This window comes from Alteromonas sp. Cnat3-28, assembly GCF_022348265.1.
Taxonomy (GTDB): Bacteria; Pseudomonadota; Gammaproteobacteria; order Enterobacterales; family Alteromonadaceae; genus Alteromonas; species Alteromonas macleodii.
This window is the reverse complement of sequence record NZ_JAKREY010000011.1, coordinates 147701-162323: the sequence shown is the minus strand read 5'-3', so window position 1 is coordinate 162323 and position 14623 is coordinate 147701. Positions and strand designations below refer to the sequence as shown.

The following is a 14623-nucleotide window of genomic DNA, read 5'->3' as shown; positions in this document are numbered from 1 at the left end:
GATAGAGCATTCATGGCTGTTTGGCCTCAGTGAAGTTTGGCGATTGATCTGATCACCAAACGTCATGAATGTTCCTATCTTTTTTTATCTCACTGATATCGTTATTTTATTTGTGGGGATACCTCAGGGTCAGTGTACATTTTCGTCTTCAGGGGTTTTTGAGCGATTAAATGTACTCTGACCCCATTATTTGAGGGTTATTGTGTTGCCGCCTTTTTCTTTTGATGCGTAGAGTGCCCGATCGGCGCGCTGAATAAGTGTCTCGAGTGTATCGCTTTGCTGCATGAGAGTGACGCCGAAGCTCGATGATAATGACACTTCTGAAATAACGATTGCGTTTATTCCTTCACGTACTTTCTCCACCAAATTAAGGGCGTTTTGCTCGCTGATATTAGGCAGAAGCAGTACAAATTCGTCGCCGCCGAAACGGGCAAAAACATCCGCTTTACGCACAATATCCTTCGTCACCTGACTTAAGCGGCGCAATGCATTGTCGCCGTCTACATGGCCTAATTCGTCGTTAATACGTTTAAACTTATCTAAATCAAACATAACGAAATAAAGCGAGCTTCCAGATTCACGACTCTGAGCCATTTCAAGTGCGCTGCGCTGGGCCAAATACTCCCGCGTATAAGCTTGGGTTAAGGTATCCACAAAAACACGGTCTTTGAGCAGAGCATTGTCTGCTTGTAACTGAGGAATGGCTATACCAAATAAAGCGTTGGCTGCAATAACGTTGAGTGCAAACTGATACACTTTGACGTAATCCATTAAGGCGAATATATGCACCAGCAAAACAATGCTTAGGCTGCTTATTGCAAGGCTTATAACATTGCGCTTCGTACTTTCAGTACACGCTATCCACATGTGGGTAATGGCGAGAAAAAAGATAGCAAATGCACTGTCACGAGACTGGGTAAGTTTTGCCAGTAACATGACGAATAGTATGAGGGCCAAATTGACTGCCACTTTTTTAAAGTAGCTGTGTAAATCGGATGAAGCGCAGTTAGAAAATGCCAAAAGGTCTATTTTAGAAGCCGCACTTATTTTTACTAACAAGCCAGCAAAAAGAGGTGCAAGCACTACAACACCAGCCATATCCCCTATCCAAAAGGGCAGCATTGCCTCTTTAATATCCGCTGCTGACATCTGATTAGTTAGAACAAGTGAACCAATGACAAGTTGCGTGGCAACTAACGACGAAATACAGCCGATAATTAAGAACGAGACGATTAATTGGGGTGTGGTGACGTCGGGTTTTCTCAATAGATGGCCGAGAACACTGGCTCCTGCATAGTAAGGGAGCATATGTGCAACGCCGAATAACACGCCGCCCCACATCATTTCTACGTTACTTAACGGCAGCAAGTAGTTATGACCATTCCAGACGGTAATCGCAATGGCTGCCACCATAATAGGCACCACCGCGCGCCAACCTAAAACTAAGAAGCATGCAAGGGTGTAACCTGCCGCAGGAAACCAAACACTGGCGTGTTCAGTGTATTCAACAATGCGTCCAATTTGCCATATGGCAATCCAAGACAAGATAATAAATACATCTTGATACAAGCCAGACAGTGGCTTAAACGGCCAAAAAGAACGACCTGTCTCGGCATGTTCATGAACATTCGAGGTTGGCTTATCTACCTTGGACGCTTGTTGCGACCTTGACTTCGAGATAGCAGGTTTTTCCATGAGGACACAAAAACTACGACTTCAGTTTTCAGTGTATAACGAGTGAGCGTTAAAATCTATACGCCCTAAGTGCGGCTCTCTAGACCTTTAAGAATGCGGCTTACTCAAAGGTTAACATCCCGCAAAAGAATGAGTAGTAAAGGTCTGTATTTTCGAGATAAATAGCGCCTAGACAAATTGAATAAGCTCTTCTAATGAATCAAGCTGAACGTGTGGAAGTACTGAAACGGGTTCTAATTTCAACTGCATTGGACGATTACATGCAAACCATGCCGACTGATAGCCTGCATTAATGGCACCGAACACGTCTTTAATAATATTATCGCCCACATGTAAAATGTGCGACGGCGTTACCTTTATCAGTGAGGCCGCTTCATCAAACATGTTTTGAGCAGGCTTCATAGGCCGTTCCACACTGGCGTGTAAGATCGCCGTGAAGTAACGGTCTAACCCTACTTTTTGCGCGTTTACATTGCCGTTAGTAATACCAACGAGCGGTAAGTGCTGGCTAAGTTTATCGAGGGTGTGGTGCACATTACTGACTAACGCAAAATCGCTTCTTGCGTCATAAAAACAATTAAAGCAGCCGTCTACAGCAGCACGTAATGCAGTGTCTTCTGTAGGGACTATTGATAACTGGTTTGCTGGCGTGCCAGATAGTGCAGCGCTTAATACAACGCGACGAAGCTGCCCCATATCAGAAGCCAACCGCGCGTCTTTGGCGATAGCCGCACGTTTAAGCTGTAGCCAATCAAGTGATGTTAGCTTAGCTGCCTGTTGGTGATGTTCAGCAATATGCGCTTGAAGGGCTTGCTCTGCGCGTCGAATAATAGGTTCATTATTGTAAAGGGTGTCATCGAGGTCGAAGGTCATAGCCTCGACACTATTGATAGACCTGAAAAACTGCATTGGGAAACCTTCTAGTAGCGTTATTTCTTATGTGCGCGAGGGTGAGCCGCGTCATAAACCTTAGCGAGATGCTGAAAATCCAGATGGGTATAAACTTGTGTCGTTGACAAGTTAGCATGACCTAATAGCTCTTGCACCGCACGCAAATCTCCGCTGGATTCTAATACGTGGGTAGCAAAGGAATGGCGCAGTTTGTGAGGGCTTACTTTTTGTGACAGAGACTGTTCGCTTGCCATTTTATCGAGGCGATTAGCGACTTGTCGATTGGATATGCGGGTTTTGCGCTTACTCACAAAGACCGCACTTTCGTAAGGTGATGCGTAGGCAGGGCGTACCTTTAACCACGCGTTAAGCGCTTTTTGTGCGTGTCGGCCTAACGGAAGTATTCGCTGTTTACTTCCTTTACCCATGACCTTCACCGTACCGTCCTTTAGACAGTCGGCCAAATTAAGCCCAGTCAGTTCGCTCAAGCGCAGTCCACAGCCATAGAGTAGCTCAAACATAGCCACATCACGTAACTGCATACCCTCATCGTCGTCACTGCTTCGGGGGGAGGCATTAAGAAGCTGCTGCATTTCATCTACGCTTAGTTGCTTAGGCAATGGCTTCCCTTGCTTCGGAGCTTGAATACCTTCTACAGGGTTGCTGAATAGTTGCTGATGATCGATAAGATATTGGCAGAAGGTTCTAAGTGCCGATAGGCGCAATGCTATACTGCGCGGGCTGTGCCCTGACATCTTTGCATCAGCCATTACCCGCTTTATGTCGCTTGGCGTTAGTCCCGACCACTCGTAAAGCCCAAGTAACTTTGCAACTTCGGTAAGCTGGCGCTGGTAGTTTTTGATGGTGTGAAGAGATAGCCCACGCTCCACCTGTAGATGTAGCAGAAACTTATCTAGCCATTGCTGGCAAGGCTCGCTTATCAATGCGTCCGTAGACACTACACCTAATATCCCATCATTTCAGGCAAGATGATATTAAGCACTTGCTGAAGCTGTTGAAGTAACAGGGTGTCCATATCTGGAGTGAAGTGGCTGGCGTCACTGCTGCTAATACCTAAAATACCGAGTTCACGGTTGTCACCAAGCAGCATTAGCGCTACAGACTCCGCAGGGCTTTCTCCGAAAAGAAGCTGGCGTTCGTGCTGAGATAATCGACCAAAGAAAAAGTTGGTATTTTTAAAACGTTTTTCAGTAAATAAACGTTGCTGTAGCTCAGGGATCGCGTGCGGACCTTTAAAGCTTTTAATGACCGCCGACGACAATTGTAAACGCTCTTGAAGCACATCTTCCAAAGTAAACTGAACTTCGGCAACACTTTCACAGCGCAGAAGCTGCACGTTTAAATCGGTGTAAACGCGATATATTTTTTCGTTTTGTTTAGCGATGCTCACCAGCTGATTGAGTTTAAAATTAAGCTGCCTAACTTTCTTTCGAAGCTGATCGCTTTGAATTTCTACCAGTGAAACACTGCCTTTCTGCTCGTGGGGAAGCTTAATTTTTTCAAGAAGGTCGGAGTGCTCGGCAAAGAACTCAGGGTTTTGTAACAAGAACGCGCGCACATCGGCACTCGACAATTCCGTTGTGTCGTTAAATGGCTCAATCAATTGCGTAGCGTTAGACTGCCCTGATAATTCGCTCATAGATTTATATGTCCGTCGTACACGTGCTCAGCAGGCCCTGTCATTTTTAACACGTTATCTGGGCCAGGCCAGCGTATACGTAAACTGCCTCCGGGTAAGTCTACCCGCACATCTTTTCCTAATTTACCCTGAATCTGGCCAATTGCAACCGCCGCACAAGCGCCGCTACCACAGGCCAAGGTTTCACCTGAACCTCGCTCAAATACGCGAAGTTTAATATGTGACTCATTGATTATTTGCATAAAGCCAACGTTTACGCCTTCAGGGAAGCGTTCGTGCTTTTCAACAAGCGGACCAATCTCGGCCACATTAGCAGTATCAACGTCGTCGACTTCCATCACGCAATGTGGGTTACCCATCGATGCCGATCCAATGAATAGCGTGCTTTCGCCGACTCGCAATATGTAGGTGTTTTCTTGCTTATTGGCTTTAAGTGGAATATTCGCAGGTTCGAATTCAGGTTTACCCATGTTCACAGTAACCTGACCGTCTTTCTCAAGATACAGCACCATTTTTCCAGCTTTGGTGCTTACGACAATTTTGTTGCGATTAATGAGACCTTTTTGCTTAACAAAACGTGCGAAGCAGCGCGCGCCATTGCCACACTGTTCTACTTCCGAACCATCCGCATTGAAGATACGATAGTGGAAGTCTTGCTCAGGATCGTAAGGCGGTTCCACCATCAACAGCTGGTCGAAGCCAATGCCGAAGTTTCGGTTAGCCAGTTGCTGAATTTTTTCTTTAGAGAAAAAGACGTTCTGAGTAACGTTATCAATAACCATGAAATCGTTACCCAAACCGTGCATTTTAGAAAATTGAACCTGCATTAAACGCGCATCTATCTTGTTAGTTTGTCTCTAGTTTACGGAAGTTTGTACTCACCTTGCCAGAGATCTTTTTGTTTTTCTCTTTCGCGAACCACAATTGCTTTGTCACCGTCTACCATAATCTCGGCTGGACGACAGCGGCTGTTGTAGTTTGACGCCATAACAAAACCATAGGCACCGGCGCTGCGAACTGCAAGTAAGTCTGTTGGTTCAATGGCTAATTCACGATCTTTTCCTATAAAGTCACCAGTTTCACACACTGGGCCTACTACATCGTAAATACGTGGTGTTGCCGTAGTTTCTTCTTTTACAGGAATAATTTTTTGCCAAGCTGAGTAAAGTGCAGGGCGTAATAAGTCGTTCATTGCAGCGTCGACAATGGCGAAGCTTTTTTCTTCACCTTCTTTAATGAATTCAACTTCGGTAACTAAAATACCAGCGTTTGCTGCAATAGCGCGGCCTGGCTCAAGAATAAGCTTTAGGTTTTCACGGCCTACCATTTTTTCAGCCATGGCTTGTGCATAGGCTTTAGGATGAGGTGGTTGCTCGTTGTTATAAGTAACGCCAAGACCACCGCCCACATCTAAATGTTCAATGATAATGTTACGTTCAGCTAATTCATCAATAAGCAAAAGTAGGCGCTCCAAGGCGTCTACGAATGGGCCGATTTCTGTGAGCTGTGAGCCGATATGGCAGTCCATACCAACAACATTTAAATGAGGTAGCGATGCGGCCAATTCATAGGTAGCAAGCGCTCGCTCACGGGCAATACCGAATTTATTTGCCTTCAAGCCTGTAGAAATATAAGGGTGAGTTTTGGCATCCACATCCGGGTTTATGCGCAGTGAAATAGGGGCTTTCGTGCCCATTTCGCCTGCAACCTGGTTAATTCGATGAAGCTCTGGCTCTGATTCTACGTTGAAACACATGATGCCTTGTTCTAGCGCATAGCGAATTTCATCATGCTTTTTACCAACGCCTGAAAATACTACCTTACTTGCATCGCCACCGGCCTCGATTACGCGAGCGAGTTCACCTGCTGAAACGATATCAAAGCCTGAACCTAATTTGGCTAGAACGCTTAATACACCGATGTTCGAATTCGCTTTTACCGCATAACACACAAGGTGAGGATGCTCACCAATGGCATCATTAAATGCGTGCCAGTGACGCTCTAACGTTGCACGTGAATAGATGTAAACCGGCGTTCCATGCTGGGCTGCAATATCAGAAACAGCCACTTGTTCAGCATGAAGCTGACCTTGGCTGTAGGCGAAATAATCCACTAGTTCAGCTCTCCAGAAGTAGTTACGGGTGAAGTGTTATTGGTGTCAGAGTCGGCGCCGGTTTCTGCATTTTCAGAAGACGCTGGTTCAGCAGACGTGTTTTGTGCAGGCGCCTCAGGAATGTAGAGCGCCCCTTTGTAACCACAGCCACATAATGCTGTGAGTGTTAGCAAGAAAACAACTGACTTTTTAAGCACGAAAAATCCCGCGAAGAATACGACAAATGCCGCTATCATCGCATTGCGGCGTTAAATTGCAAGAGCCAATAATCGTTCTTGTGTTTTATCGCCATATCGAACGTTTTTCCAAAGCGCATCGCACAGGCTTTGCGTATCAGAAAAGTCTTTGTTTTTAAGCCAATCGATAAGAATATTGGGGTTGTCTGGAAAGGCAATTGCTTCGTTGTCAGGAGCTTCTAGCCACTCTTCAACAATGTCGGTATCAAGTTGAAACAGGGTTTGGCATAAATCCAATTTATTTAACGTAAGCACATTCGATAGTTGCTCAAATTGGCCGTGTAAAGGTTTTATAAGCAGCTTCTTGCCCAGTTGAAGTGCCTCACTCGATAGCTCAAACCCCCCATTGGCGATTACGCCACTGGCGTGCTGTAGGGCTTTTTGAAAGTGCTTCTTAGATGTAGGGTGCCAATGAATATGTCCCACTTCTTTCGCTTCATCGATGTTCGGGTGAAAGCATTCGAAAACCTGATCGCTTAGGGGTTCCAACATTTGTTGAACATCTTCAATATCTTCAAAAGGTAAGTAAACCAGAACGTGACCATTTCCCGAAGACACAATCGGCTTTTCTGCAACGAATGGCGGAATAATCGGTTGATTGAAGTGATACCAGTGCACACCTAGTTGAATCTCTGTTGGCGCAAACACTTTCATTAGCAAGGAATCGAAAATCGTGTTGCCACTTTTAGGGACGTCGTAGGCAAATGCAGCCTGATGGCTAATCGAAATAGATGGTAGACCTTGTTGTTTAGCTGCCCACGCCGTGACGGGCTCAAAGTCATTGACCAGCAAATCGTAGTTGCTGGTATCAAAGGCTTTCACGTCTTTAATAAACTGGCTTACATTTGCATCTTTAACGGTCGCCCATTTATCAACCCGGCCTCCTTTGGTGATAAAGCTCAGGCCAGTAAAGGTTCGGTATTCTCCGAATATTTCCATGTCGAAATACTTCTCAGGGGGACGACCGGTAAACACAAAGTCAACGTTAATGTCATCGCGCTGTGCCAGAGCTGCAGCCATTATTCGCGCACGGGCGATGTGTCCGTTACCGGTGCCTTGCACACCATACAGTAATCTCATGCTACCCCAGAATAGAAATGCTCAACGTTGCTATTGTAACGCCTAGAAGCGTCCCTGCGATCACGTCTGACGGGTAATGAACACCCAGTAACACACGTGAAAGACCAATTAACGCGGCCCAGCTGTAAGCCAATACCGCAAACGACGGATAATAATGAGCCACTATGCTCGCCATCAATGTGGCTGCTGCCGTGTGGCCTGAAGGAAGAGAAAATTTATCAGAAGGCGTGACATGTGCTGTTAAATTCATTAGAAAATCGCAAGGGCGAGGGCGCTTGAACATTTTCTTAAGCAGCACATAAATGGGTAATTCCAGCGCATAAGCCATCAGCGCTGTGTAGAGGAAAAGCTCACCGTGTTCAGGCTCAAATGCCCAAAGCAGCGCACCGATAACAAGGTACAGGTAACCATCGCCGGTTTTCGACAGCCAGATAATACTTCTGCAGTCTCTTTTTTGCGTCAGTTTGTACAGGCGATAAAACAAGTCAGTATCGTATTTGGTCAAGGATTTAATCAACATCGCCTTGTCCCCTATCGGTTAATTACTGCACAGGCTAAAGTTCATCTGTGACCAGTGGGTGACGAAAAAAAGAAACTTTTTTGACAGCGAGCTTCGCTTTTACTTTTTCTTTTGTCCTGGCGAACAGATATTGGGAATGGCTGTAAAAGACAAAAAGCTAAGCAAAATATGTGCTCATTTTGGGGAGGGGAGAGCAAGTATTGATGAGTTTTAAAAAAAGTAGAAAATTCGACGAAAGGCGTTAAATCAAACGTTTGCATTGCCACATTTAATGCTATGCTAGTTTTAGAAGCGTAAGCAGCGCTTTGTTTTCACTTAATTTTAGTCTTCTCAATTTTAGTAAGGCAGAACGATGGAATACAACACATCTGAATTATGCGATTTGTTTGCTGATAGCGTAGACGTGGTAGATCCAATTTTCGCGAGCTTTGGTGGCCGGTATTCTTTCGGTGGTGAAATTACCACAATTAAATGCTTTGAAGACAGAGGCCTTATCGACCGAGTACTTGCTCAGCCCGGCGCTGGAAAAGTACTGCTTATTGATGGCGGTGGTTCTAGCCGTCGTGCACTGTTCGATGCATCCTCTGCTCAAGTTGCAATCGACAACGATTGGGAAGGGGTTGTGATATACGGCAGCGTGCGAGAAGTAGATAGCCTTGCCGAATTAGATATCGGTGTTTTGGCGGTAGCCGCCATTCCAGTAAATGCTGAGTGTGAAAGTATTGGTGAGGTAGACGTGCCCGTTAACTTTGGTGGCGTTACGTTTTTACCAGAAGATCATTTGTATGCTGATAGCACGGGCGTTATTCTCTCTCCTGAGCCGTTAGATTTAGACTAAACCTTTTGGGTTAGCCAAACGCTACTGGTAGCGAAATAAATGATTAGTTAAAAAGAAAACGGAGGCCAAAAGCCTCCATTTTTATCTTTTACTGCGCCAGCCAGGTTGAAGCGAGACTATTTATTCGCTTCTTCGAACACGCTGTTCAAATACATGGCAATGCGAATTCCCGCCATCTGCAAACGCTTTTTAGCAGTAGGCAGGTGGTTGTATAAGTAGTCATAGCTCATATTGTTTGCGTCATCAGGATAAATGGTATCGCGAATAGCGGTGCTTTCTTCAATCCACACCATAGGGTCGGTGGTGGCCCAACTGCGAATATCCTTAGCCGTAATAGCTTTTGTTAACCAAGACGTCCACTCTGAGTACGACAGGTCGCGCTGATCTAGCATTTGCGAGTCCCACACGCGATGTAAGTTAGAGTCTTGCCAGAAGAAGCGCACTTTTACATCGTTACCGCCACGATCAGTTCCGTTTCCGGCATGAAGCGGCTGATGAAGGTCGCCAATAATATGCACAATGAACTGAAGGGCCAGACGCTTTTCTTCAATGGTGGCGGTGTCGCTTTTTAACGTTTCAGTAAACTGCTTTAACGCGGTAACCGCATCACCTTGCTTTGGTGCGCCAACTTCTTCGTAGGTCTTTCCTTCAGGTACAGATACATAGTGCCAAGGGCTAGCGGTTTTCTGCCAAAATTCGCTGGGGTCAGAACGCATTTCGTCAGCGTGAGTTGAGGCTTCAGCCAACGAACCGTGTGGTAATAACTCCATTAGTGCAGCTTGTGAAAGAGGGCTAAGATATTGCTCGGCAATAGCGCCAGTCACTCGGTGACCGGTTTGCCCCCATCCGAAAGCGGGTGATGAAATACACAATGTAAATAGCGTGCTCAGCGCAACTGCGCAAATCCTGTTTGCAAACGCGAACATGGTTAATCCTCAGAATGTTTGGAAGACTGGTAGCCCCATCTTGCGACAAGAGACTGCTCAATACCTAGGTGGTCTAGTATGCGCGCCACCACAAAATCTACCAAGTCATCGATAGTTTTAGGATTGTGATAAAAGCCAGGCGCTGCAGGCATAATAGTAGCACCCATTTGCGAAAGCTTGAGCATATTTTCTAGATGAATAGAAGAAAGTGGCATTTCACGAGGCACCAAAATAAGTTGTCCACGCTCTTTTAGAACGACATCAGCTGCGCGCTCAATAAGGTTGTCGCTAGCGCCAATGCTAATGGCAGACAGGGTGCCTGTTGAACACGGGCAAACCACCATTTTTGCGGGGGCCGCTGAGCCTGAAGCTACTGGTGAAAACCACTCTTCTTTGCCAAAAACCTTGATTTGGTCTGGCTTTGCATTGCAATGCTCGGCAAAAAACGCGGCAGCGTCTTCTGGACGCCCGGGGATTTTCACATTCTCTTCAGTGGCAAATACTACTTTTGCTGCTGAAGAGATAAGTACATACACTTGGTAATCGGCGTTAATTAGCGATTTCAATAGTGTAAGCGCATAAGGCGCGCCAGATGCGCCTGTGATAGCAAGCGTGACTTGCTTGTCATGTTTCATTATATAGCCTCTGTAGATGACAAGCGTAATGCGCTTGTCTATCGGGTAACACTTGGTTTTATTCTGTCTATTTACAATTTGGACTTCATTTTTAGGGCGTCGAGTATTCGGCCATGAATGCCTTCAAAACCGCCGTTACTCATTACAAGAATATGATCGCCCGGTTGTGCTACGTTGCAAACGCCTTGAACGATCTTCTCTACATCTCTGAAGCAGTGCGTAGGCGCGTTGCTGTGCGCTACCGAATCGACTAACGACCAGTCCATGCCTTCAGGTTCATAAAGGTAAACCTCATCGGCTTTCTGCCATGAGTTTGCCAGCGTATCTTTGTGCACGCCCATTTTCATCGTGTTAGAGCGCGGCTCTAGCACAGCCAGAATACGGGCATTACCCACTTTCTTGCGCAGTCCATCAAGTGTAGTCGCAATTGCAGTAGGGTGGTGTGCAAAGTCGTCATAAAGGGTGATGTTGTTTACTTCACCCTTTACTTCCATGCGACGCTTAACATTCTTAAAAAATGATAAGGCGTCTATGGCATCAGGTAAGGTAACACCTGCATGGTGGGCGGCAGCTATGGCCATTAAAGCATTGTCCACATTGTGTTGACCAACCAAAGCCCAGGTTACCGTTCCAGCTATAACGCCGTTATGTAATACATTGAATTCACTGCCGTCTTTCTTTAACAGTTCTGCATGCCACTCTTTGCCCAACGATTGGCGAGAAGACCAGCAACCTTTCTTGAGCATATCCTCAATTGCGGGCGTATTGTTAGGTGTAAGAATAAGCCCGTTTTCTGGCACCATGCGAACCAAATGGTGGAACTGGGTTTGAATAGCCCCGAGGTCAGCAAAAATATCTGCATGGTCAAACTCAAGGTTGTTAATTACCAAGGTTTTTGGGCGATAGTGCACGAACTTAGAACGCTTATCGAAAAATGCGCTGTCGTATTCGTCAGCTTCAATGACAAAGAAGGGGCTTTCACCCACGCGAGCCGATACGCCAAAATTCTCTGGTACGCCGCCAATTAAATAACCAGGGTTAAGACCAGCGTGTTCTAAAATCCACGCGACCATACTGCTGGTGGTTGTTTTACCGTGGGTACCTGATAACCCAATTACCCAACGATCTTTTAGTAAGTTATCAAGCAACCATTGTGGGCCGCTAGTGTAAGGCAGGTTTCGGTTTAACACGTATTCAACGGCGGGGTTACCGCGCGACATCGCGTTACCAATCACTACCATATCTGGCGCTGGATCAAACTGGCTTTCGCAATAACCTTCGGTCAACTCGATGCCTAATGCTTCAAGCTGGGTGCTCATGGGTGGATAAACGTTTTTATCAGACCCTGTTACTTTGTGGCCGAGTGATTTAGCAATAGCGGCGATGCCGCCCATAAAACTTCCACAAATGCCTAAAATATGTACATGCATAGCGCATTCTCAATGAATTATCATGTTATTGGGGTACTGTATCAGAACCCCGTGGCCTATAGATAATTCAATTTAAATCATTCAATAAATGCCTTAAGCCGTTGTAATACGCTAAACACCTAAGAATCTATGATGTGCAAACTGGTATGGTGTGTGTATGACATTTTACGGGCGTGTTCCACTTACCCAAGAACACGGTTACAATCTAACCACAGGTTTAAAACCTGTGTGTGCTTCAAACAAACGCCGGTAAGGAAAGCTGAGCGACTGGTAGCACAACACCCTACACACGAAAAAAAGGCTTACATTCAATGAAACGTTTAAATTCCCAATTGCAACAAGACGGTGCACCGCTTGAGTTAATTTTACTCATTCGTACACTGCTAGCGGGCTGTAAAGAAATTTCTTTCCGCGTGAGTCAAGGCGCACTTGCTGGCGTGCTCGGTTCAACCCTTTCAGAAAACGTACAGGGCGAAACACAGAAAAAGCTCGACGTTATCTCTAACCACATTTTAAAAGACACGCTAAGGGAATCTGGCTACGTAAAAGCCATTTCTTCTGAAGAAGAAGATGACGTTGTGCCGTGTAATCCAGACGGTAATTACTTAGTAAGCTTCGACCCGCTAGATGGGTCGTCAAACACTGAAATTAACAGCCTAATCGGTACTATTTTCTCTATTACCCATGCGCCTCAGTGGATGAAACCAGATGATCCGTCTGCTTTCTTACAGCCTGGAACGCAGATGGTAGCAGCAGGCTATGTGCTGTATGGCCCGTCTACTATGCTGGCGTTGACGACGGGTCGCGGCACGCATATTTATACGCTTGATAAAACCCACGGTGGTTTCCTGCTTACTCACCCTAATATTCAAGTACCTGAGCAAACGTCAGAGTTTTCGATTAATGCGTCGAACCAGCGTCATTGGGAACCTGCAATGCAGGCATACATTGCCGACCTTCTAGCAGGTAAAGATGGCCCTAGAGGCAAAAACTTTAATATGCGCTGGGTAGCGGCAATGGTGGGTGATATTCATCGTTTGCTTTGTCGCGGTGGCATCTTTATGTATCCATTCGATAACAGGGACCCGTCTAAGCCAGGTAAATTACGCTTACTTTACGAAGCCAACCCGATGGCGTTCTTAATGGAGCAAGCAGGTGGAAAAGCAGAAACTGGCACTGGTCGAATTCTGGAAGTTATGCCTGAAGAAATTCATCAACGTGTACCGTGCATTATCGGCTCCAAAGAAGAAGTTGAGATGTGCTTGAGCTACAACGACAACGCGAAATAGCGAAAAAGCAGCAAAATTTAACGAAAAATAAAGAGATTAGTACGACATGGGTCGTAAAGCGTTTTTATTTTGCTGCTGTCACCGTATACTTAACCCAAAATTTCTTATACATCATTGAAAGGACCAAAGAATGAGCTTGAGTGCTATTTCTGCTGGTAAAAATGTACCAGACGAAGTAAATGTGATCATCGAAATTCCAGCACACGCTGACCCGGTGAAGTACGAAGTAGACAAAGACACAGGTGCACTATTTGTTGACCGTTTCATGGCAACTTGCATGCACTACCCAACTAACTACGGTTACGTGAACAACACGTTGTCTGAAGATGGCGACCCAGTTGACGTTCTAGTAATGACTCCGTTCCCACTACTTGCAGGTTCTGTCATTAAGTGTCGTCCAGTTGGCGTACTAAACATGACTGACGAGTCTGGTAAAGACGCAAAAGTACTAGCGGTACCAGTAGACAAGCTTTCTACTATCTATCGTGACGTTAAAGAAATTGCAGACGTACCTCCGCTTCTTCTTAAGCAAATTGAGCACTTCTTCGAGCACTATAAAGATCTTGAAGAAGGCAAATGGGTGAAGATTGACGGTTGGGCAGACGCTGCCGCTGCAAAAGAAGAAATTACCGCAAGCATCGCGCGTTTCGAAGCAGAATAATTCACGCTGCTTTAAATTGATGATACAAAGGGCTGGTGTAATACCAGCCCTTTTTGTATGTGGCTAAAAAGTGAAGATTGAAAACGACAAGCAAAAGCCGATACAAAAAAGCGAACAAAATACTCAACGATAGAGAGCAGTATGATCCACCATAAATTATCCATGACTTCATTGTTTGCTGTAATAATGATGGTTGTAACTTTTAACTCTTTGGCAGATGAAACTCCTACTGAAGTATATTGGGAAGACCTAGTGCCCGAGGGCTTTAATGAGCTCGCGCCACCTTCAGTTCAACACAATGGCGAGATGAGTCAGCTTCAGCCTGACGCACCGGTTGTCGATACCTTTGATGGTAAACGGGTGAAAATCCCGGGTTTTGTTGTGCCGCTAGAAGGTACGGCAGAGCTAACCACTGAGTTCTTACTTGTTCCATATTTCGGAGCCTGTATTCACGTACCACCGCCGCCGTCTAATCAAATTGTTTACGTAAAATTTGAAGAAGGTGTGCGCATAGATAATATTTACGATGCAATTTGGGTAACCGGCGAACTGTCGACTGACGGTTGGAAAGGCGATATTGCGTCTGTAGGTTACCGTTTGAAAGGCGAAGCCGTAGAAGGGTTTTAAGCATAAAACGTTTAAAAAGGAT

16 protein-coding genes are annotated in these 14623 nt (G+C 45.6%); 4 read left to right on the top strand and 12 right to left on the bottom strand.

Going from position 1 to position 14623, the window contains the following annotated elements; translation table 11 throughout:
- Positions 1-186: 186 nt before the first annotated feature.
- The 9 genes from MHM87_RS13065 to MHM87_RS13025 all read right to left on the bottom strand — a co-directional run bounded on the left by MHM87_RS13065 (position 187) and on the right by MHM87_RS13025 (position 8195).
- Complete coding sequence (locus tag MHM87_RS13065) at positions 187-1695, bottom strand: diguanylate cyclase (RefSeq protein ID WP_168533121.1); 1509 nt, start codon at positions 1693-1695, stop codon at positions 187-189.
- A gap of 168 nt (positions 1696-1863) precedes the next feature.
- Positions 1864-2604: an HAD-IA family hydrolase gene (locus MHM87_RS13060; RefSeq protein ID WP_239259447.1), complete on the bottom strand. Its 741-nt coding sequence runs from the start codon at positions 2602-2604 to the stop codon at positions 1864-1866.
- A gap of 20 nt (positions 2605-2624) precedes the next feature.
- The gene (gene xerC / locus MHM87_RS13055; protein WP_014947848.1) at positions 2625-3545 is read right to left on the bottom strand and encodes a tyrosine recombinase XerC; all 921 of its coding nucleotides are present in this window, start codon (positions 3543-3545) and stop codon (positions 2625-2627) included.
- 5 nt (positions 3546-3550) lie between these two features.
- Complete coding sequence (locus tag MHM87_RS13050; RefSeq protein WP_014975351.1) at positions 3551-4246, bottom strand: DUF484 family protein; 696 nt, start codon at positions 4244-4246, stop codon at positions 3551-3553.
- Positions 4243-5073, bottom strand: a complete 831-nt coding sequence (dapF, locus tag MHM87_RS13045; protein ID WP_014947850.1) for a diaminopimelate epimerase — start codon at positions 5071-5073, stop codon at positions 4243-4245. Before dapF ends, MHM87_RS13050 begins: the two co-directional genes overlap by 4 nt.
- A gap of 35 nt (positions 5074-5108) precedes the next feature.
- The gene (lysA, locus tag MHM87_RS13040; RefSeq protein ID WP_039226879.1) at positions 5109-6359 is read right to left on the bottom strand and encodes a diaminopimelate decarboxylase; all 1251 of its coding nucleotides are present in this window, start codon (positions 6357-6359) and stop codon (positions 5109-5111) included.
- Positions 6359-6595, bottom strand: coding sequence for a lipoprotein (locus tag MHM87_RS13035; RefSeq protein WP_039226877.1), 237 nt, complete (start codon positions 6593-6595; stop codon positions 6359-6361). The genes lysA and MHM87_RS13035 overlap by 1 nt, the downstream gene beginning before the upstream one ends.
- Before the next feature lie 12 nt (positions 6596-6607).
- A complete protein-coding gene (locus MHM87_RS13030) occupies positions 6608-7675 on the bottom strand; it encodes an MJ1255/VC2487 family glycosyltransferase (protein WP_049587089.1) in 1068 nt (355 codons plus the stop codon).
- Position 7676: 1 nt separating this feature from the next.
- Positions 7677-8195, bottom strand: a complete 519-nt coding sequence (locus tag MHM87_RS13025; protein WP_014947854.1) for a phosphatase PAP2 family protein — start codon at positions 8193-8195, stop codon at positions 7677-7679.
- 352 nt (positions 8196-8547) lie between these two features.
- Here MHM87_RS13025 and rraA point away from each other — a divergent pair, with 352 nt between their 5' ends.
- A complete protein-coding gene (gene rraA / locus MHM87_RS13020) occupies positions 8548-9033 on the top strand; it encodes a ribonuclease E activity regulator RraA (RefSeq protein WP_014947855.1) in 486 nt (161 codons plus the stop codon).
- A 116-nt stretch (positions 9034-9149) separates the two neighbouring features.
- On the opposite strand, the gene MHM87_RS13015 is transcribed toward rraA, so the two are convergent.
- The 3 genes from MHM87_RS13015 to mpl form a co-directional block, all read right to left on the bottom strand.
- Positions 9150-9959: a S1/P1 nuclease gene (locus MHM87_RS13015; RefSeq protein WP_239241650.1), complete on the bottom strand. Its 810-nt coding sequence runs from the start codon at positions 9957-9959 to the stop codon at positions 9150-9152.
- A 2-nt stretch (positions 9960-9961) separates the two neighbouring features.
- On the bottom strand, positions 9962-10594 hold the full coding sequence (locus MHM87_RS13010) for a flavin prenyltransferase UbiX (RefSeq protein ID WP_239259445.1): 633 nt from the start codon (positions 10592-10594) through the stop codon (positions 9962-9964).
- 71 nt (positions 10595-10665) lie between these two features.
- The gene (gene mpl / locus MHM87_RS13005) at positions 10666-12024 is read right to left on the bottom strand and encodes a UDP-N-acetylmuramate:L-alanyl-gamma-D-glutamyl-meso-diaminopimelate ligase (RefSeq protein WP_014947859.1); all 1359 of its coding nucleotides are present in this window, start codon (positions 12022-12024) and stop codon (positions 10666-10668) included.
- Between the two features lie 311 nt (positions 12025-12335).
- Here mpl and MHM87_RS13000 point away from each other — a divergent pair, with 311 nt between their 5' ends.
- The 3 genes from MHM87_RS13000 to MHM87_RS12990 all read left to right on the top strand — a co-directional run bounded on the left by MHM87_RS13000 (position 12336) and on the right by MHM87_RS12990 (position 14601).
- Positions 12336-13313, top strand: a complete 978-nt coding sequence (locus MHM87_RS13000) for a class 1 fructose-bisphosphatase (RefSeq protein ID WP_014947860.1) — start codon at positions 12336-12338, stop codon at positions 13311-13313.
- Positions 13314-13443: 130 nt separating this feature from the next.
- The gene (gene ppa, locus MHM87_RS12995) at positions 13444-13974 is read left to right on the top strand and encodes an inorganic diphosphatase (protein WP_014947861.1); all 531 of its coding nucleotides are present in this window, start codon (positions 13444-13446) and stop codon (positions 13972-13974) included.
- A gap of 141 nt (positions 13975-14115) precedes the next feature.
- On the top strand, positions 14116-14601 hold the full coding sequence (locus MHM87_RS12990) for a DUF3299 domain-containing protein (protein ID WP_014947862.1): 486 nt from the start codon (positions 14116-14118) through the stop codon (positions 14599-14601).
- Positions 14602-14623 lie beyond the last annotated feature (22 nt).